Consider the following 18,047-nt stretch of genomic DNA (forward strand, 5'->3'; position numbering starts at 1 on the left):
AAACGGTTATGCACAAGCATTTTTTGGCCATTCTGACCTTGCTCGTGGTTTCGGCCTGCCAGCAGCCGGCCCAGCAACTTCCCCCGCCCACCGTCAGCGTGGACCCCACCGTGAGGCCCAGCGTGCCGACGCTGCCCGGCCTCGAGGACGGCGTGCCCCGCCCCCTGGCCAGCATCCGCGACGCCAAGGGCAACCAGGCCGACTTCGTGGAGAACGAGCTGGTTGTTGCCACCGACGACAGCGCCGCCCTGGGCGCCTTCCTCGCTCGCTGGCAGGGGAGCATCCTGAAGACCTTTGACCCCGCCGCCGCGGGCCTGAGCGGGGTGAGCAAACAGTACCTGGTGCGCGTGCGCGCCGACGCCGCCGACATCTCCAAGCTTTCGGCCAACCTGCGGGCTTTGGACAAGGACAGCCGGGGGGCGCTCTTGGTCTCGAGCGCCGCCGCCCACAAGCTGCTGGCCGCTGCCGCTCAGGAGCAAGTAGGCGGGCTCGCCATCGGGGTGAACTGGGTCAGCAAGGGAGACCTTTTTGCCAACAAGGTCACAGTAGAGGCCCCCGCCGGGGACAGCATCAGCGGCACCGCCTACACCATCAACGCCTTCAACTGGCCGCACATGAAGACCGGGGGCAACCAGGACATCGGAGTGGCCGAGGCCTGGCGGGCGCTGGAGCTGGCTGGAAAGCTCTCCAACAAGGTCAAGATCGCCATTCTGGACATGGGTTTCCAGCCCAACGACGACTTTCCCTCTGGCTGGCTGGCCCTCTCCAACGTGCCCTTCGTCAATCCCATCGGAACCGAGAATTTTCTCTCCTGCTCGGGCGGGAACCCTTGCCCCTGGCACGGTACGTCGGTGGCCCATGCCGCCGCAGGTCTGCCGGATAACAGCTACGGGGCCGCTGGTTCCGCCGGGCCGGTGGCCGACTTGGTATTGGTGTTCACCTCCTACGACTACTTCACCGTGATCGGAGCCCTCACCACGGCCCGCATCGCCGGGGCCAAGATCATCAACATGAGCTTCAGTGCGCCGGTTCCGGCGGCGCTGGCCTGGACCGCCCTGCCCCTCGAGGCCGCCACCCGCGCCATCCGGCTCAGCGGAGCACTGCTCTTCGCCTCGGCGGGCAACGACGGCAAGAACGTCGAGGCTGAGGATTGCTTCATCGTCTGCTGGGAGGAGACCTGGTGGGTCCCCTGCGAGAGCGGTGGGGTGATCTGCGTGGGTGGGCTGGCCTGGGACTCCAAGAACCGGGCTTCCGGCTCCAACTACAGCTCCGATGATGGCGGTGACAGCGACCAGGACGTGGAGATCTTTGCGCCATTCACCCTTTGGGTGGGCCCCGACCCGGACAACCCCGCTAATTACGCCAGAAAAATCAGCGGCACCAGCTTCTCCTCGCCCTTCGCCGCCGGGGTTGCGGCCCTGATCTGGGCGGCCAAGCCCTCCTTGAGCGCGGGCGAGGTCGAGGACATCCTGAAGGACACGGCCCACACCAGCCCCGATCCCAAAGTCAAGAAGTACGTCAACGCCCTGGCCGCGGTGCGGCAGGTGCTGGGCAACGTCCCGCCCAACGTGCAGATCATTTCCCCCGGTAGCGGAAGCGTGCAGGTGGCGGTGAAATCGAGGCTCGAGGCCGCCGTCACCGATTTCGAGGATCCCTTCCCCTGCTGCACCGTCACCTGGAGCTCGAGCGTCGAGGGCAACCTGGGCAGCGGCTACAGCGTTGACTACCTCCCCACCAGCCTGGGCAGCCGCACCATCACCGTCACCGCCACCGACAGCGCCGGCGCGACCGCCAGCGTCAGCCGCGCCGTCACCGTGGTCAACACCCCGCCCACCGTGGCCATCAGCTCCCCCTATAGCGGACAGCAGTTCTTCCGGGGCGTGAGCTACACCCTGCGCGGGGTGAGCTACGATCCCAACGAGCCCGGCTACCAACTCGCCTGCTCCAGCATGGTCTGGAAGGATGGAAGCACCCCCCTGGGCACAGGCTGTGACCTTCCGGTGAGACTCACCTCTAATGGAAACCACACCCTCACCCTCACCGGCACCGACTCCCACGGCGGCAGCGGCAGCGCCTCCGTGAACATCAGCGTGGTCGACCCACCCGCCAACCTGCCGCCCGTGGTTAACATCACCAGCCCCCAGAACGGCATCACCATCGGGCCCGACCAGGTGGTCAAGCTCGCCGGGAACGCCAGCGACCCCGAAGGCGGGGCGGTCACGCTGGCCTGGGACGTGACCACGGGCTACGACCCGAATACCGGGCAGGGCACCAACACCTACCCCGTCACCCCTGCCGCGGGTGGCGACTGGAAGCCCACCGACAGCATCCCCTACAACACTTGCGAGGTCAGCGACACCCTGCGCCTGCGGCTCAAGGCTAAAGACCCGCAGAACAACGAGGGGTTTGACTTCGTCGTGATCAAGGTCAGCCGCATCTGCTAGGGTCGGGGCGGGGTTTTTCGTCCCAAGAGCGGTCTGCGGAATGCCCGGTAGACCCGCAAAAGGGAGTTATCGGTGAATTTATACGCATACCTCAGCCTGCTCCTGCTCCTCGCGGCCTGCGCCCGACCGCCCGCGCCGCGACCGGCGAGTACGGCGACATGATGGAGTGGGGCACTGTAGACCCGGCCAAGGTCACCCGCACCGCCCTGCAAAACGCGGCCTCCATCGGTTCGCTGATCCTCATGACCGAGGCCGTGGTAGCCGAGAAGCCCGAAGAGAAGAAGGCCCCGCGGCCCCCGCCGGCGGCATGGGCGGCAACGTCTGTGAAGGGCGCGATAAACCCTGCCCTACACCGGACACCCAACCCCGAGGGTTGGGTGTTTTTATTTGGCTTGGCCAGTACGTTTGCCCTTGCACCCAACCCAGCATGCCGCTTGGCACGGTGCCATGAAAATGCGGTACTCCTAACTTTCATCTGCATTTGCAAAGCCGAAGACAGGGAATTTTAATCATCGGTCATGCTGTGTGGCGCTGCGAATAACGCAAAAAGCCTTGTGCTGAACGCAAAAATCGCTATGGCAGGAGATGAACCAGGGCTTGTTAGTACTTGCACAAATAGAGCTCTAATGATATTTTCACCCGCAGGAGGTTTTCTGTATGAAAAAACTCTTTTTTGCAGTGGTCGCTGTTCTAGCTCTCGCCGCGCCTGCTTTTGCGCAGTTTAGTGTGGGTGCACGCCTTGAAGCCAACTACAGCACCACCCTGGCCCCTAACCTGACTGCGGGTGTGCTGGGTCGTCTCGAGGTGCCCATCACCCCCACCTTTGGCGTGGGAATTCTGGTTCGCCCCTTCGTGCAGTATGGGGTTGATCTGGTGAACGATGGCCCGCTGAGCGTGAGCGCCTATGCTCGAGTTCGCCTTCCTATCACCCTGGACATTACCCCCGCCAGCGGCTTTGGCTTTAGCATCTCCCCCCAGGCTGGCGTGGATCTAGCCTACGACCTGGGTGGTGGAGCCAGCCTGAGCAGCGGCCTGCGCCTTGTGACCGACCTGCCCATTGCACCTTCGGGCGGTAGCTTTTCCTGGCTGATGGATGGGTATCTCGAGTTTGGCTATGCCCTGGATATGCTCAGCCTGTACGCTGGCATTTCCCTGGATCAGATCGTACCCAGCCCCTTTGCCCAGACCATCTACCTGGGGGCCAGCTACGACATCCTCTCCAACCTGACCTTCAACCCCGAATTTGGCTTCAGCAACTTTGACTTCAACACCGCTTACTTGACCCTGCGTTTTGCGCTCAAGCTTTAAGCGAAACCGCTCAAAAAATATCAGCTGAAGTTTTTCGGCTGATATTTTTCTTGGGCCAAGTTCACGAGAGCAGTCCAGAGCTTTTGGATTCAAGGCGCCCTTTACAGATAGAGATGTCTGATACCAGATTCGGTTGGTTCGTCACAGAAGGGTGACGAACTAACCCGACCGAAGGGAGTACTCTAGGATTCAAAAAGACAACCTATAGGTTTTTTGTTTTTTTGAACTGTCTTTTTGGATCCGGTATGAGCGGCTGCAATACGCAATGGGTTTGGAGATCAGGTGACTTTATCCTGCCATTGTGCTAGGGCCTCTAGAGCGGGCTCGAGGCCCCGACCACGCTCGGTGAGGGCATAGTCGACCCGTGGAGGCACCTCGTGGTGCTCGGTTCGGCTAATCAGGTCCAGCTCTTCGAGTTCCTTTAGCCGCAGCGATAGGGTTCGCGGGGGCAGGGCTGTTACCTGCTGCAATGCACCAAATCGCAACGAGCCACTTCGGAGCGAACGCAGAATGGTGTATACCCCGCGTTGGCCCAACAATTCGAGTACTGCCTCGAGGGGCTTCTCCGCAGATTTAATCATACTTAAAGCGTAACCACGCTTATTCCAACTCAGGTATATCAGCATTACAATGCGACCATACGGTCGTTTTGGAAATAATTCCAGTAAAATGAACTGAAAAACGAAGATAACCACAACAAGGTTTTGGCTATCGCAAAACGGGTTTGGTTCTGCATAAGAGCCATCCTCGAGTATTAAGACCAAAAATTAGCCCAGTCTACAAACCTGGGTAACCTGCAAGCCTTGTGTCTATATGGTAGACGGTGCAGGCAGGTATTGTCGGCTCCAGCGGTCTATCGCTTCAATCACAGCCTGCAGGGCTTGTCCGGCCTCGGTCAGGGCGTAGCTGGTGCGGGGGGGCATGGTGGAGTGAATGGTTTTGGAAACGATGCCGAGATGCTCGAGCTTTTCTACCCGCTGGGCCAGGGTGGCCGGATTACAGCCGCCCACTGCCCTGGAGAGTTCGTTGAAGCCTTTGGGGCCATCCAACAAGCTGCGAATGATGTGTAGGGTCCACTTTTCCTGCAATACATTAATGGCTTCATAGACCGGACAGAAGCTGTGGTCTACTTCAGGGGTTTCAGGGGTAATGGACCTGACCATATCTATAACAGTGTAGCACATTTACTTTCTTTGCCCAAATGCTTGATAATACTTATCACTATAAAATGCTATGTGCTTGTTGATCCGAAGCAATAAGTCCGGATCAAATCCAAGGAGAACAAAATGAACTGGAATCTCGATAGCAGCCACACCACCACCGAATCTACGGCGATCTGACCATTTGCAACATCACCAAGCCGGTGGTACTCGAGGCCGAACTCAGCGCCCCAGTCAAGGACCCCTGGGGTCTGACCCGCACCGTGGAGCGACCGCTACCGGTGTTCTCAACCGCAAAACTGGGGCCTGAGCAGCGCCTTGCCGTAAACTTACACAGCTTTTGGGCAACCAGGCGGTATCGTTGGTTGTGGTGGATTGCCCAGGCAAGGGTTGCTGGATACACACCCAAGCCTGACAAAACTGAACACAGATACATACGTGGCGGGTGCTTTCGTGTGTTCTCTGTGGTGCGCTCTGTTTGTGTTCGAGGAAAATACCATGCACAAGGTTCGTGGAATTCATCACATCACCGCGATGGCAGGCCACCCACAGCGCAACCTGGAGTTTTACACCGGCGTGCTGGGGTTGCGCCTGGTCAAGGTAACGGTTAACTTCGACGATCCCGAGACCTACCACTTCTACTATGGCGATGGGTTGGGCCAGCCCGGCACCATCCTGACCTTTTTCCCCTGGCAACGGGCCCTAGCCGGACGGGCCGGGGTGCATCAGGTGGCGATTATTAGCCTGGCGATTCCCCTGGAAAGCCTGGGTTACTGGATACACCGCCTGATGGAAAAGGGGGTTGGATACGAAGGCCCCCAGCACCGCGAAGTTCTCGGCCCCCACGGCTTGGAAGAAGTCAGGGTACTCACCCTCCGGGACCCCGATGGCATTGTGGTGGAACTCGTAGCGGCTTCGAGCGTGCCCGCCATTCAGCACTGGGCCGGAGCCCCGGTACCGGAGGAGTGTGCCGTCCGGGGCCTTTTTGCAGCGCAGATGTGGGTGCTGCAAGCTGAACCTTCGGTGCGGCTGCTCGAGGGGCTGGGGTACCGGGTGTTGGGTCAGGTGGATGCCATCACCTATCTGGGTCCGTCTGAGGAAGAACCCTCTTGGGGCCGTATCGAGGTGCGCGAAACCGGCCAGTTTATGGCCGCCAAAGGGGGTGTGGGCACGGTACATCATGTTGCCTTCCGCGTACCCGACGATGAAACCCAGCAAGCCCTGCGCGAGCAACTCCTGCGCCAGGGGGTTCGGGTGACGGCGGTGCAGGATCGCCAGTATTTTCGCTCGGTCTATTTCCGCGAGCCGGGAGGGGTGTTGTTTGAGATTGCTACCGATACCCCTGGCTTTACCCACGACGAGTCCTTTGAGCAGCTGGGTACCAGCCTGCGCCTGCCTGCCTGGCTCGAGCCCGTCCGGGCCCAAATTATGCAAAAGCTGCCGGCCATTCCCTATGCAACACCTCTACCGGTGCAAATCCCAGGGCAGGTTTCGGCAGCCTCGAGTGAAGAGTGATGGGCAGGCCTCGTATAGGCCGAGCCGATGACCTGTAATACCAGATTCGGTTGGTACGGCGCCGGATGGCGGCGAACTAACAGGGCCGAAGTTATCCGCGTAGCGGAGGGCGATACCGCCCCTTGGAAGTTATCCGCGTAGCGGAGGGCGATACCGCCCCTTGGAAAGGGAGACGCTTTCTTCGCCGACCGTTCGGGAGGGGTGTGCTCTAGGATTCAAAAAGATAGCCTCTGGGGGATCTTTGGTTTGGATGATTATCTTTTTGAATCCGGTATTATCTGCGCACTAAGTGCGCCACATTAGATTTTTGTGGTGACGGTTTCGGCGAAAGAAGTGGCCGGTCTTCAAAGCGGCGCAGCTTATGGGCTCCCCTTTTCGGGTAGAGCAAATTCCTAACGTTGTTGTACTTAGCCCTGCGGCCCTTTGCGCCGGGCCCCGCTGGTCCAGGCCAGGTGTTCGGCGATGCGGGGAAACCAGCGGGCCAGCAGGTCGAAGGCCTGCAACTGCCAGGGTACAAACATCATGCGGGCGTTTTGCTCGAGGGCCCGCACAATGCCCAGTGCCGCTTGCCGGGAGGTAATCTCGGGTATGAATCGCCCGATGTGGGGTATGCGCTGCTCGGTATCGGTGTTATGGGTGAAATACTCGGAGTCGCTGATTTTGCCTGGAAAAAAAGCGCACACCTGTAGATTGGTATGGTAAAGATCGGCACGCAGGGCTTCGGTGAACCCGTTCAGGGCCCAGCGGGCGGCGACATAGCCGGTAGCCCCCGGCCAGACCAGCCGGCTGGCCGGTGAACAGACCGAAAGAATAAAGCCCTGGTTTTGCTGCAACATGGCCGGCAGAAAGACCCTCGTCAGGTAGGCCGCCGCAAAGTAGGGGGTGTCCATCAGGCGCTGGAGGTCTTCGAGGGGGGTTTCGTCTAGAAAGCGCCACTCGCCGGCCCCGGCACTGTGAATCAGGGTGTCCGGCGTACCCAGCTCGCAGAGCACCCACTCGCCCAGGCGCATGGCCTCCTGGGGCTGGCTGAGGTTGGCGGGAAAGGCCCAGGCCAGTCCGCCAGCAGCGCGAATTTGCCCCTCGAGCTGTTCCAGGATCTGTGCCCGGCGGGCTACGAGCACCACCCGGGCCCCGCGCCTTGCGAGCTCGAGGGCAGTAGCTTTACCAATCCCGCTGCTGGCCCCGCTGATTACACACAGGCTGCCGGCAATCTTCATAGCTCAATCAGAGTGTACTCGAAGGCGTTAATCACCCGAACCCCCTCGGGGCTGGTGTACTCACGTTTGGGCTGGGCCTCGTAGAGGTGGATGTGACCGTGAACGTGGATTCTAGGGCGATACAGACGGTGGAACAGCCCCAACGCAGTGCTGCCCCGGTGGGCGAAGTCCGCGCCGGCATGGGGGCCCGGAGGTGGGGCATGGGTGAGCAGGATGTCCACGCCGTGCCCCTTCAATAAACGGCGGCCCATCAGTACCGGATACCACGACAAAAAGCGGCTCTGGGCTTCGGCTTCGTTGTACTGCCCAATCTCGCGGTTGTTGTAGCGGGGACAGCCCCCCCAGCCCGCAATCCGAAGGCCCGCCACCTCCACAATGCGCCCGTGGGCCTTGATGGCCCCGCCAGGCGGGCTCAGGTTGCCCAGATAGTCCTGTACATATTCCTCTTTGTGATTGCCGTGCACATACACCACCGGTACCCGAACCTTGGTCGCTACGAACTCGATATAGCTACCCGGTAAATCACCGGCTACCAGCACCAGTTCAAAAGGGGGCAGGTTGTCGGGAAAGCGCTCCTGGTAGATGAAGGGGTGAATCTGATCAGAGAGCGCTAGAATGCGCATTGCGGAGCACTCCTGAATACTTTAGGTGCAACTCGGTTGATCACAACATGGGGTTTGGGCATAAAGACACCCGATTGAGCTTGGAAATAGTCTCAGGTACACCTGGCAGTTTGTCAAAGCAGATCGATGTGTTTTTTAGCTTTATCGCGTTTCTCACATTTACGCTACACGCGATGCAGCGTAAATTACCCCACACACCATAGCTTCCAAAGGATGCGGTGTGGGGTATTCGTGGGAGGACGCTCTAGATTCGTCCAGGCTATGAGCTCGCTTTTAACCACGGAAATGATAAAGGCTTTGGGCAGCCTGGCGGTTTCCATGGATTGGCTTTAGTATCGACAGGATGGTACCAAGCATTTTTGCCGTGAGCCTCGAGGCCCAGCCCGTGCCCAGGGTCTGGGGTGGGACGCGCATAGCCGAGAGGCTGGGCCTGCAAACCAACGAACCGCTAGGAGAACTATGGTTGGCTTACGACCAGAATCGCATTCGCTCAGGGCCGCTGGCAGGAAGAACCCTGGCCGAGGCCTTGCCTGATCTGGGCCCAGACTTCATCGGCAAGGTCGCCCATGGCAAGTATGGCCTCGAGCTGCCCCTGCTCATCAAATTTCTCGATACCGCCGAGTGGCTCTCGGTGCAGGTACACCCGGACGATGCCTATGCCCACACCGTAGAGGCGGCCAGTGGTTTTCACGGCAAGACCGAGGCCTGGTACATCCTCGAGGGCGAGGGCGAAATTGTCTATGGTCTGCGTGAGCCAATGGATCGCCAAGACCTGGCCAGGGCTGCCCGGAACGGTAGCCTTTGGGACGCGCTTCGGCGGGAGTGGGTGGTTTCCGAGCAGGTGATCCCCGTACCCGCAGGCACCATTCACGCCCTGGGGCCCGGCCTGTTGCTCTACGAGGTGCAGCAGCGTTCCGATCTGACCTATCGCCTCTACGACTATGGACGGCCGCGTGAGCTACACCTGGAAAAAGGGCTGGACGTCGCCATCCGTACCCCCACGCCGCTGCCCCACCCGACCCCTCTCCCTTCCCATCACAAGGAAATCTTGCTGGTCTGCGAGGCGTTTGCGCTCGAGCGCTACCACCTGCGCGGCAGGCTGACCCTGCGGGCACCTGAGGAGAGCTTTTTGCTTCTGACCCTGGTTGTGGGGGGTGCCGAGTGGCTCGAGGGGCCGCTCTCCTGGGGCGATACCCTGCTCATTGGGGCTGGCCAGGCTATCGAGCTCACAGGGCAGGCCCAGCTTTTGGGTGCATTTGTGCCTTGCCCGGACTGGCTGGACTGGTATCCAAAGTCGCTACGGGCGCTTCCATAAGGCGTGTTTATCGTTTCTGGCCAGCAATTTGCTAGCATGATGCCATGCTTCAGTACGATCAGCTACCCCTTGGGAGTCCTCTAATTGATGCCTCCTTGCCCGACCTTTCGGGCCAGGTGGTCAGACTCTCGGCCTTTACCGAGCCGTTTCTGGCGGTAATGTTCATCTGCAACCACTGCCCTTACGTCAAGGGTTCTATAGAGGAGCTGGTGGCCCTGGCCCAGAAATACCAGGGGAAAGTGGCCTTTGTGGGCATCAATTCCAACGACTACGAGCGTTACCCCGAGGATGCTCCCGAAGGCATGCGCTTGTTTGCTCAGGCGCACCGCTTCAACTTCCCCTATCTGCTCGACGAAACCCAGGCCACTGCTAAAGCCTACAAAGCCCTGCGAACTCCCGAGATTTTCGTCTTCGACCAAAACCGCAAGTTACGCTACCACGGCCGGGTGAACGACACGCCCAAAGACCCCACCACCGTCACGGAACACACCCTCGATCTGGTGCTGGCGGCGCTGGTACAGGGCCAGGAACCGCCCGTTACCGAGGCCAACGCCATTGGCTGCACCATCAAGTGGAAGCCTGGCAACGAGCCCACGGTGCGCATCGGTTGAGGCCGGGTCGTCGAAAATGAAAAGCGGCGGGGAAGACCCGCCGCAGGTGTTTCTCGCCAGGTTATTCGTGGGGCAGGTCGTAGGTCTCGAGCGCCTCGCCCCAGGCCTTGCTCATGCGGAAGCCATCCCAGATGGCCTTGACCGAGCTCTTGGCAGGCGGACGGCTCAGAATCAGGCGAGCAGGGCGGGTCAGGCGGCTCGAGCCGGAATATTGTGTTATTGGGGTGCTGCTGGTTTGTATCAGGGTGGTCTCCACGGTAGTCCCTCCTTGGATAGGAGGATAGGGCAAGTCGTGTTTATTTTGTCAAAGTCAAAGTTACAACATTTACACTCGCTGGAGAATATACACACATACTACTACACGTTATTTATTGTAGAAACACTGGCCTTACACAAAAAAGGGCCTCAGCCGGTGTAGCAAGCCCCGACAGTACTCAGAGTACTGCCGTAATGCTTTGGCAGCTACGCCAAACCTTTCGCCCAGAGAGCTCGAAATAGCTAGGCCGGCTGCTTGCCATAGCGCTTTTGGATATACTCTTCCACCATGCCCATAAACTCCTCGGCGATGTGGTCGCCCTTGAGGGTGGTGGCAAGCTGGCCGTCGATGTACACCGGAGCCCGGGGCGCCTCGCCGGTGCCGGGCAGGGAAATTCCGATGTCGGCGTGCTTGGACTCGCCGGGGCCGTTGACCACACACCCCATCACGGCCACCTTAAGGTTTTCAACCCCGGGGTACTGGGTTTTCCAGGTCGGCATCTGGGCGTTCAGGCGGGTAGAAACTTGCAGGGCCAGCTCCTGGAAAAAAGTGCTGGTGGTGCGTCCACAGCCGGGGCAACTGGCCACGCTGGGGGTGAACTGGCGCACCCCGATGGACTGCAGAATTTCCAGGGCCACCTCCACCTCTTTGGTGCGGGGCTCACCGGGAGCCGGGGTAATGGAGACCCGGATGGTATCGCCAATGCCTTCGGCCAGCAGGGGCACCAGGCCAGCCGTACTGGTCACAATCCCGCTCACGCCCATCCCGGCTTCGGTCAGCCCCAGGTGCAGGGGGGCATTGGTGCGTTTGGCCAGCTCGCGGTAGACCCACCACAGGTCGGGCGCGTTGGAAATCTTGGCCGAGAGGATGATCTTGTCTTCGGTCAGGCCGTACTTGAGGGCCCAGTCGTAGCTACGCACCGCCGACTCCACAATAGTCTCGAGCGTAACCTGGTGGGCATCCTTGGGTTCGGGCCGGGCGGCGTTAGCGTCCATCATCTCGTCCAGCAGCCCGGCATCCAGCGAGCCCCAGTTCACCCCAATGCGAACTGGCTTGCCATACTCCACCGCTACCTCGCACATGGTGCGGAAGTTGGGGTCTTGTTGCTTACCCTTGCCTACCGTGCCGGGGTTAATGCGGTACTTGTCCAGGGCCAGCGCCATTTTGGGGTATTTGCGCAGCAGGATGTGGCCATTGAAGTGAAAATCCCCTACCAGCGGCACGTCTACCCCCAGGTCGGCCAGGCGTTGCTTGATTTCCGGCACGGCCTGCGCGGCTTCTTCGTTATTAACGGTCATGCGCACGACCTCGGAGCCAGCTCTGGTGAGCGCCCAGACCTGGCCCACGGTGGCCTCGATGTCGGCGGTGTCGGTATTGGTCATGGATTGCACCACGACCGGATGGTCGCCCCCTTTGGGCACCTTACCCACCCAGACGGTGGGTGTCTTGCGGCGGTTAACTACCATACTTCCAAGTCTAATATGGCCGGGTCAGGTAAAAAGTAGACCAGGCTGGGGGTTAGGCCTCGAGCCTCGTGGGGCCGCGTAGGGTTGCGCGAGACAAGAAGGGGAAACTTTGGGTAATCTTTCATGCATTATGGCAATTCAAGTAGGAGACCGCCTGCCCGATGTAACCGTGTTCAACACGGCTGCTGAAGCCGTATCGCTCGCCCAACTGCCGCAAGGAAAGCCGTTGGTGTTACTTTTTTTTCCTGCCGCCCACACCCGCGTTTGCGAAAAGGAGCTGTGCACCTTCCGCGACGGGCTGGCCGAGTACAACCAACTCGGAGCCGAGGTCTACGGCCTGAGCGTGGATACCCCCTGGACGCTGGGGGCCTATGCCCGGTCGCTGGGTCTGGCCTTTCCCTTGCTCTCCGACCACAACCGGGAGGCCACCAGGGCTTTTGGCCTCGAGATCAGCCTGCGCGGCCTGCCCGGCTTTTCGCAACGGGCTGCCTATGTGGTGGATGCTTTGGGCCGCATTGCCTGGGCCTGGGTGGCGGAGGTGCCCGCTCAGGAACCACCCTACGAAGAGGTGGCCGCTGCGGTGAGGGGGCTGTCTGGGTGAAGGACGATAGTCCATAGTCGATAGACCATAGACCTACATTGCTCTATTCACAGCAGCTCGAGCTTGGGCCACCCCAGTAGCAAGTCCTGCTCGGTGAGGGCTTCGCCTTCGGCCTCGGGGGTCCAGGCTACATAAGCGGCCAGGGTGTTGGTGGGGCTCGAGGAGGCCAGGGCCATCAGGGCCTGGCGGGCACCCTCGCGCCTGAGCGGGGTGGGAACGGGGGGTAGGCTGCCGCTTACGGCCAGTAGCAGCGTCACCAGGATATAGCGGCCATCGGGCTCGGCTTTGGGCTGGTATCCAGCCTGCACGACCTCCTTGCCTTCAAAGTGCCGGTAGGTTTCCAAAAACTCCGAACGGGTCTCGGTCATCCAGGCATCAAACTGCCCCTCAGCTTTCTGAAGGCTGCCTTGCCATACCTCATACATGCCAAATCGCCACCCGGCCTGCTCGCGCAGCAACAGCACAGCGGCGTTGTCCATAAGGTCGGCCAGCCCGCGCACGTTCTCGGTATCGGCAGCCTGGGCCATGTGGCGCAGATTGGCTTGTAACTCGGGGTTAAACAGGGTGGCCAGCCGAAGCCGGGCCACCGTGCTTTCGGGTTCGCCACCCCCACCAATGCCGCTTCCGGCTCGCTGCAAGCCGCGAATCATGGAAAAGCTCACCAGAAGGATACCCCCAATGAAGAGCAGGGCCACCAGGTCGAAGCCATAGCCGGTGCCCGGGTTGATGTAGATGGGCGGGCGGGTACTGGGGTAGCTGGGGTAACTGGGGGGATAGTAGTCGCGGGGGTAGGTGGGGTAGGTGGGATAGCTCCTTGGGGTTGGCAGCGGTAGGGAAGGGGAGGGGGAGGGGTTAACCCTGGGAATCGAGGGCGCGGGCCTGGGTGTAGAGAATCCACCTCGGCCCCCAACGCCACCGCCGCTCCGCTGGGCCAGGGCTACATTCCAACCTGGCCAGGAGGTATGTGTCCATGTGGTTCCGGTTGGCAGGGGGGCCAGAGTCCAGAGCAAGAGCAGTATCCAAACCCCAGTAAATCTCATTCATATCAGCATACGCCATTGTGTTGGAGGTTCTTATTGCTACTACTAGATTCACTAAACTTGATAATGTAAGACTCATGGTGTGCTTTGTGTTTTGCCCCAAATCAAGTCCTGTTGGAAGGTGAGTCCAGGTTGTAAACTTGCGATATAGATGGGGAATCCCGATGAACGAAAAAACTGATAAGCCCAATACACATCTTCCCGATACCCTCCCGGTATGCCCGGTGCGTGGCTCGGTGATCTATCCCAGCATGGTGATGCCGATTGATGCAGGCCGACCCATCTCGATTCGCGCGATTGATGCGGCTCTGGCCCAGGAGCGGGTTATCCTGATTGTGAGCCAGCGTGACAAAGAAGTTGAAGAACCCGGTGCCGAAGACCTGTATGAGGTGGGCACGGCTTGTAACGTACTGCGCATGCGCAAAAACGCTGACGGCTCGGTGCAGATGCTCGTACAGGCATTTGCCCGGGTGCGGGTTCAGCAGTACCGCAAGGCAGATGGATATCTGCAAGCCAGCGTGGTGCGGTTGCCCGAGGTCGAGGGTAAGGACACCGAGGTGCGGGCGCTATTCCGCGAAGTTAAGGAGCGCTTTGAAAACCTCCTAAGGGAGGGAAAGTATCTCTCGCCAGAGGTGGCCCAGTTTGTGTTGAACCTCGAGGATCCCTCGCAACTGGCCGACTACATTGCCTTTCACCTCGAGTTCAAGCTGGAAGACAAGCAGCAAATACTGGCGACCCCCTCGGTAGTGGACCGCCTCAAGCGCGTTGCCATTTTGCTCGATGCAGAGCTGGATTTGATGGAGACCCAGCGCCGAATCCAGCAACAGGTCAAAGAAGAAATTGACAAAAATCAGCGCGAGTTCTACCTGCGTGAGCAGATGAAGGCCATTCAGCGGGAGCTGCACGGTGAAGAGGGCGAGGTGGAGGTTGAGGAGTTTCGCGAAAAGATTGCGGCGCTCAAGCTACCTCAGAATGTGCTGTCCGAGGTGGAGCGCGAACTCTCGCGTTTTGCCCGGATGCACCCCGACTCCGCCGAAGCCAGTGTGGTGCGCACCTATCTGGACTGGATTACCAACCTCCCCTGGAATACCCGCACCGAAGATCAGATTGACCTCAAGGAGGCCCAAAGGATTTTGGAAGAAGACCACTATGGCCTGGAAAAGGTCAAGGATCGTGTGCTGGAATACCTGGCGGTGCGCAAGCTGAAGCTGGAGCGCCAGAAAAATGGAGAGATTCCCCTGGAGGAGGTCTCCAAAGGGCCCATTCTGCTCTTTGTGGGGCCGCCGGGGGTAGGCAAGACCTCTATTGCCAAGTCCATCGCCAAGAGCCTGGGGCGCAAATACCACCGGATCTCGCTGGGGGGTGCCCGCGACGAGTCCGATATTCGCGGACACCGCCGCACCTACATTGGGGCCATGCCGGGCCGCATCATTCAGGGGATGCGCCAGGCCGGTAGCAAGAACCCGGTGATTCTGCTGGATGAGGTAGACAAACTCGGGGTTTCTTACCAGGGCGATCCCGCTGCAGCCCTGCTCGAGCTGCTCGACCCAGCGCAGAACAAGGAGTTCACCGACCACTACCTGGGGGTGCCCTTTGACATGAGCGAGGTGCTCTTTATCTGCACGGCCAATTTTCCCCAGAACATTCCGGGGCCCCTCTTCGACCGCATGGAGTTGATCGAGTTTACCAGCTATATCGAGCAGGAGAAGCTCGAGATTGCCAAGCGCTACCTGCTGCCCCGCCAACTCGAAGAAAATGGCCTCAAGGAGAATCAGGTGGTGATTACCGAAGCCGCCTTGATGCGACTGATCACCCACTACACCCGCGAGGCGGGGGTACGCAACCTCGAGCGCGAAATAGGCACCTTGTTGCGCAAAGCAGCCCGCACCATTTTGGAGAGTGGGAGAAAACGGGTGCGCATAACCGATTCCGACCTGGAAAAATACCTGGGCCCGGCCCGCTACCAGCCCGAATCGGAGGCCAGAACCCCCCAGGTGGGGGTGGCTACGGGGATGTTCTATACCCCGGTAGGTGGCGACATCATGTTTATCGAGGTCTCGGTGATGCCAGGCAAAGGCAACCTTATTCTGACCGGGCAGCTTGGTGAGGTCATGAAGGAGTCGGCTCGGGCGGCCCTTTCCTACGCCAAGAAAAACGCCAGCCGCTTTGGTATTCCGCTCGAGAAATTCGATAACTCGGATGTGCACATCCACGTTCCGGCGGGCGCTGTACCCAAAGAAGGCCCCTCGGCGGGCATTGCCATTACCTCGGCGCTGGTCTCGGCCCTGGCCGAAACTCCTGTGCGCAACGACGTAGCCATGACCGGAGAGATTACCCTCACCGGGCGGGTACTGCCCATTGGAGGGGTCAAAGAAAAGGTGTTGGGCGCACGGCGGGCCGGAATCCGGGAGGTAATCCTACCCAAGCAAAACCAGCCCGACCTCTCGGATATCCCTGCTTACTTACGCCAGAACCTCAAGTTCCACTTTGCCGAATCGCTGGACGAGGTGCTCGACTGGACGCTCGTAGGCGGCCTGGCTGCCCTCGAGCGCAAAGCCATTGCCCCCACGCCCAAAAAGGCCCGCCGGAGTAAGGTGCAACCTGCGGCCAGGGCCTAGTCGGAAACACACCACCAGGAGGTAGCTGAGGGCGTTGCCCGCGTTACCCTACCTGGTTTCATTATTTCTTCAACGCATCGCGGATTTCCCGCAGCAATACAATGTCTTCGGGTGGGGCCGCCGGTGCGGGCTCGGGCGCATTCTTCTTAGACATTTCTTGCAGCTTGTTCATGGGCGTGACCACAAAAAAGTACAGGGCAAAGGCGATCATTAGAAAGCTCACCACAGCGTTGAGAAACTTGCCGATATTCAGCGCTCCGAGCTTGATGGCCGAGAAATCCGGTGCGCCAAAAATCATGCCGATCAAGGGGTTAATAATATCGGCTACCAGCGAGTTAATAATCGCCCCAAAAGCGCCCCCAATAATTACACCTACCGCCAGATCGAGCACGTTTCCACGCATGATGAATTTCTTGAATCCTTCCAGCATACAAACCTCCAGGTGGCTGCTCTGGATAGAGGCCGTCCCTTCTGTTCCAGTAGCGCCGTCTTATGGCAATTGATACTCCTATACACGACGACCTCTCGCCAATCTAAGCCCCAGGCGATTCGGGTGTCAAGGCATTTTCCTGCAAGCAGGTCTGGTTCTATGTTTCGCTGGGCTCGAGGGTTTTGCCCTGCATAGCCAACGCATACACCCTTTCGTATTGGTCGGTAATCGTTTCGGGATTGAAATGGGCCTGGGCATACTGTCGAGCGGCTTCGCGCATCTGCGCCAGATGGGGTGAAGACAAAAGTTCCACTACTGTCTGGGCAAAGGCTTCCAGGTCGCCAAACTCCACCTGGCGCCCCACCTCTGGCGTCAACCATTCGGGAATACCCCCCACGCGGGTTGCCACCACCGGAACCCCGCAGGCCAGGGCCTCGAGGCCCGACTGTCCAAAGCCCTCATACTCCGAGGCCAGCAAGAACACGTCTGCTGCGCCAATCACTTCTTCGGGGTTTTTGGCCGTAGCCAGCGAGGTCACGCTGTCGTCCACCCCCAGGCTATGGGCGATCGAGAGTGCCTCGGCCCGCTCCGGCCCGGTGCCCACCAGCACCAGCCGAGCCCTGAGTTTCTGGCGGATTTTGGCAAACACATGGATGATGTCCCCTACCCGCTTAACGGCCCGGAAGTTGGAGGCATGAACCAGCAGAAACTCGTCCTGGGCGGCATAGAAGCGCTTAGCTCCGGGGTTGGGTCGAAAGCGCTCGGCGTCCACGGCATTGTAGATTACCTGTGGGTTCACCCCAAAAGTACGCTGGGCTTGCTGGGCCAGGTTCTGCGAAACTGCGGTCACCGCGCTGGCTTTTTGTAGCGCCTTACTGGTGAGGGTCTGGTAGGCCGGGTCGATCCCCAACAAAGTTACGTCCGTGCCGTGAAGGGTGTGAACCAGGGGAATGCGGCCTTCGGTGGCCAGCTTGGCCGCAACGGCGTGGGGGATGGCGTAGTGGGTGTGGATGAGCTCCAGGTGCTCCTCCCGGATGGCCCGCTCCAAAGCCCCCGCCAGGGCCAGGGTGTATAGAGGGGCCGGAAAAACAGGATAACTGGGTACCTCTACCGGCATAAACTGCACCGGGCTGTCCTCCGGCAAGCGCATGGGAAGCTCAGTAGCAAACAAGAAAACCCGGTGCCCCCTTCGAGCCAGCCGGTCGGCCAGCTCCGAGGCCACAATTCCGCTCCCGCCCAGACCCGGATAACACACCACCCCGATCCGCATGGCCTTAGCCTACGCAACGGCGCATGGGCGCATTGGTGCTGGGTTCACGGTTGAAATCAGACGATGGGTGGTTACACTAGCGACTTCACACGCCAATTTTTTGGATCGATTTTCCCTTATCTGGGCTGCCTACCAGCAGCGTTCGTTCGCACGGGTGGAAGGTCGGGTAGGGG

Annotated in this window: 16 protein-coding genes; 7 read left to right on the forward strand and 9 right to left on the reverse strand. The window is 59.8% G+C overall.

The genetic code is table 11. From position 1 onward, the window contains the following. Positions 1 to 8 precede the first annotated feature (8 nt). Complete coding sequence (locus tag Q0X23_RS11175) at positions 9 to 2,444, forward strand: S8 family serine peptidase (RefSeq protein ID WP_297860362.1); 2,436 nt, start codon at positions 9 to 11, stop codon at positions 2,442 to 2,444. Positions 2,445 to 3,101: 657 nt separating this feature from the next. After that, positions 3,102 to 3,752 (forward strand): hypothetical protein, encoded by a 651-nt coding sequence (locus Q0X23_RS11180; RefSeq protein ID WP_297860363.1) that lies wholly within the window; start codon positions 3,102 to 3,104, stop codon positions 3,750 to 3,752. Positions 3,753 to 4,030: 278 nt separating this feature from the next. On the opposite strand, the gene Q0X23_RS11185 is transcribed toward Q0X23_RS11180, so the two are convergent. Together Q0X23_RS11185 and Q0X23_RS11190 are read right to left on the reverse strand one after the other, a co-directional pair. After that, positions 4,031 to 4,333, reverse strand: a complete 303-nt coding sequence (locus tag Q0X23_RS11185; RefSeq protein ID WP_297860364.1) for a helix-turn-helix domain-containing protein — start codon at positions 4,331 to 4,333, stop codon at positions 4,031 to 4,033. 228 nt (positions 4,334 to 4,561) lie between these two features. Further along, on the reverse strand, positions 4,562 to 4,915 hold the full coding sequence (locus Q0X23_RS11190) for a helix-turn-helix domain-containing protein (protein ID WP_297860365.1): 354 nt from the start codon (positions 4,913 to 4,915) through the stop codon (positions 4,562 to 4,564). A gap of 495 nt (positions 4,916 to 5,410) precedes the next feature. On the opposite strand from Q0X23_RS11190, the gene Q0X23_RS11195 reads away from it, so the two are divergent. Then, positions 5,411 to 6,427 (forward strand): ring-cleaving dioxygenase, encoded by a 1,017-nt coding sequence (locus tag Q0X23_RS11195; protein WP_297860366.1) that lies wholly within the window; start codon positions 5,411 to 5,413, stop codon positions 6,425 to 6,427. Positions 6,428 to 6,834: 407 nt separating this feature from the next. Here the strand turns inward: Q0X23_RS11195 and Q0X23_RS11200 are convergent, their stop codons facing one another. Both Q0X23_RS11200 and Q0X23_RS11205 read right to left on the reverse strand, forming a co-directional pair. Next, a complete protein-coding gene (locus Q0X23_RS11200) occupies positions 6,835 to 7,644 on the reverse strand; it encodes an SDR family oxidoreductase (protein ID WP_297860367.1) in 810 nt (269 codons plus the stop codon). Continuing rightward, positions 7,641 to 8,267 (reverse strand): metallophosphoesterase, encoded by a 627-nt coding sequence (locus Q0X23_RS11205; RefSeq protein WP_297860368.1) that lies wholly within the window; start codon positions 8,265 to 8,267, stop codon positions 7,641 to 7,643. Before Q0X23_RS11205 ends, Q0X23_RS11200 begins: the two co-directional genes overlap by 4 nt. Positions 8,268 to 8,610: 343 nt before the next feature. On the opposite strand from Q0X23_RS11205, the gene Q0X23_RS11210 reads away from it, so the two are divergent. After that, positions 8,611 to 9,582 (forward strand): type I phosphomannose isomerase catalytic subunit, encoded by a 972-nt coding sequence (locus Q0X23_RS11210; protein ID WP_297860369.1) that lies wholly within the window; start codon positions 8,611 to 8,613, stop codon positions 9,580 to 9,582. A gap of 44 nt (positions 9,583 to 9,626) precedes the next feature. Further along, on the forward strand, positions 9,627 to 10,193 hold the full coding sequence (locus Q0X23_RS11215) for a thioredoxin family protein (RefSeq protein WP_297860370.1): 567 nt from the start codon (positions 9,627 to 9,629) through the stop codon (positions 10,191 to 10,193). A gap of 61 nt (positions 10,194 to 10,254) precedes the next feature. Here the strand turns inward: Q0X23_RS11215 and Q0X23_RS11220 are convergent, their stop codons facing one another. Together Q0X23_RS11220 and ispG are read right to left on the reverse strand one after the other, a co-directional pair. Continuing rightward, on the reverse strand, positions 10,255 to 10,449 hold the full coding sequence (locus Q0X23_RS11220) for a hypothetical protein (protein WP_297860371.1): 195 nt from the start codon (positions 10,447 to 10,449) through the stop codon (positions 10,255 to 10,257). A 242-nt stretch (positions 10,450 to 10,691) separates the two neighbouring features. After that, complete coding sequence (gene ispG / locus Q0X23_RS11225; protein WP_297860372.1) at positions 10,692 to 11,915, reverse strand: flavodoxin-dependent (E)-4-hydroxy-3-methylbut-2-enyl-diphosphate synthase; 1,224 nt, start codon at positions 11,913 to 11,915, stop codon at positions 10,692 to 10,694. A 130-nt stretch (positions 11,916 to 12,045) separates the two neighbouring features. Here ispG and Q0X23_RS11230 point away from each other — a divergent pair, with 130 nt between their 5' ends. Further along, on the forward strand, positions 12,046 to 12,516 hold the full coding sequence (locus tag Q0X23_RS11230) for a redoxin domain-containing protein (protein ID WP_297860373.1): 471 nt from the start codon (positions 12,046 to 12,048) through the stop codon (positions 12,514 to 12,516). 47 nt (positions 12,517 to 12,563) lie between these two features. Here Q0X23_RS11230 and Q0X23_RS11235 read toward each other — a convergent pair whose 3' ends face one another. Beyond that, positions 12,564 to 13,556, reverse strand: coding sequence for a DUF1517 domain-containing protein (locus Q0X23_RS11235; RefSeq protein ID WP_297860374.1), 993 nt, complete (start codon positions 13,554 to 13,556; stop codon positions 12,564 to 12,566). 257 nt (positions 13,557 to 13,813) lie between these two features. Here Q0X23_RS11235 and lon point away from each other — a divergent pair, with 257 nt between their 5' ends. Beyond that, complete coding sequence (lon, locus tag Q0X23_RS11240; RefSeq protein ID WP_374707477.1) at positions 13,814 to 16,174, forward strand: endopeptidase La; 2,361 nt, start codon at positions 13,814 to 13,816, stop codon at positions 16,172 to 16,174. Positions 16,175 to 16,235: 61 nt separating this feature from the next. On the opposite strand, the gene mscL is transcribed toward lon, so the two are convergent. Together mscL and bshA are read right to left on the reverse strand one after the other, a co-directional pair. After that, entirely contained in the window at positions 16,236 to 16,604 is a 369-nt protein-coding gene (mscL, locus tag Q0X23_RS11245) for a large conductance mechanosensitive channel protein MscL (RefSeq protein ID WP_297860376.1), read from the reverse strand. A 157-nt stretch (positions 16,605 to 16,761) separates the two neighbouring features. Continuing rightward, entirely contained in the window at positions 16,762 to 17,874 is a 1,113-nt protein-coding gene (gene bshA / locus Q0X23_RS11250) for an N-acetyl-alpha-D-glucosaminyl L-malate synthase BshA (protein WP_297860377.1), read from the reverse strand. Between the last annotated feature and the right edge of the window lie 173 nt (positions 17,875 to 18,047).

The sequence above is a fragment of the Meiothermus sp. genome (assembly GCF_026004115.1).
GTDB lineage: Bacteria > Deinococcota > Deinococci > Deinococcales > Thermaceae > Meiothermus.

Excerpts from the sequence above, each read along its gene's own strand:
- Q0X23_RS11230 (WP_297860373.1), top strand. The coding sequence starts at position 12,046 with ATGGCAATTCAAGTAGGAGACCGCCTGCCCGATGTAACCGTGTTCAAC.
- bshA (WP_297860377.1), bottom strand. The coding sequence starts at position 17,874 with ATGCGGATCGGGGTGGTGTGTTATCCGGGTCTGGGCGGGAGCGGAATT.
- lon (WP_374707477.1), top strand. The coding sequence starts at position 13,814 with ATGCCGATTGATGCAGGCCGACCCATCTCGATTCGCGCGATTGATGCG.
- Q0X23_RS11200 (WP_297860367.1), bottom strand. The coding sequence starts at position 7,644 with ATGAAGATTGCCGGCAGCCTGTGTGTAATCAGCGGGGCCAGCAGCGGG.
- mscL (WP_297860376.1), bottom strand. The coding sequence starts at position 16,604 with ATGCTGGAAGGATTCAAGAAATTCATCATGCGTGGAAACGTGCTCGAT.
- Q0X23_RS11215 (WP_297860370.1), top strand. The coding sequence starts at position 9,627 with ATGCTTCAGTACGATCAGCTACCCCTTGGGAGTCCTCTAATTGATGCC.
- Q0X23_RS11205 (WP_297860368.1), bottom strand. The coding sequence starts at position 8,267 with ATGCGCATTCTAGCGCTCTCTGATCAGATTCACCCCTTCATCTACCAG.
- Q0X23_RS11210 (WP_297860369.1), top strand. The coding sequence starts at position 8,611 with ATGGTACCAAGCATTTTTGCCGTGAGCCTCGAGGCCCAGCCCGTGCCC.
- Q0X23_RS11180 (WP_297860363.1), top strand. The coding sequence starts at position 3,102 with ATGAAAAAACTCTTTTTTGCAGTGGTCGCTGTTCTAGCTCTCGCCGCG.
- Q0X23_RS11235 (WP_297860374.1), bottom strand. The coding sequence starts at position 13,556 with ATGAGATTTACTGGGGTTTGGATACTGCTCTTGCTCTGGACTCTGGCC.
- Q0X23_RS11185 (WP_297860364.1), bottom strand. The coding sequence starts at position 4,333 with ATGATTAAATCTGCGGAGAAGCCCCTCGAGGCAGTACTCGAATTGTTG.
- Q0X23_RS11195 (WP_297860366.1), top strand. The coding sequence starts at position 5,411 with ATGCACAAGGTTCGTGGAATTCATCACATCACCGCGATGGCAGGCCAC.
- Q0X23_RS11175 (WP_297860362.1), top strand. The coding sequence starts at position 9 with ATGCACAAGCATTTTTTGGCCATTCTGACCTTGCTCGTGGTTTCGGCC.
- ispG (WP_297860372.1), bottom strand. The coding sequence starts at position 11,915 with ATGGTAGTTAACCGCCGCAAGACACCCACCGTCTGGGTGGGTAAGGTG.
- Q0X23_RS11190 (WP_297860365.1), bottom strand. The coding sequence starts at position 4,915 with ATGGTCAGGTCCATTACCCCTGAAACCCCTGAAGTAGACCACAGCTTC.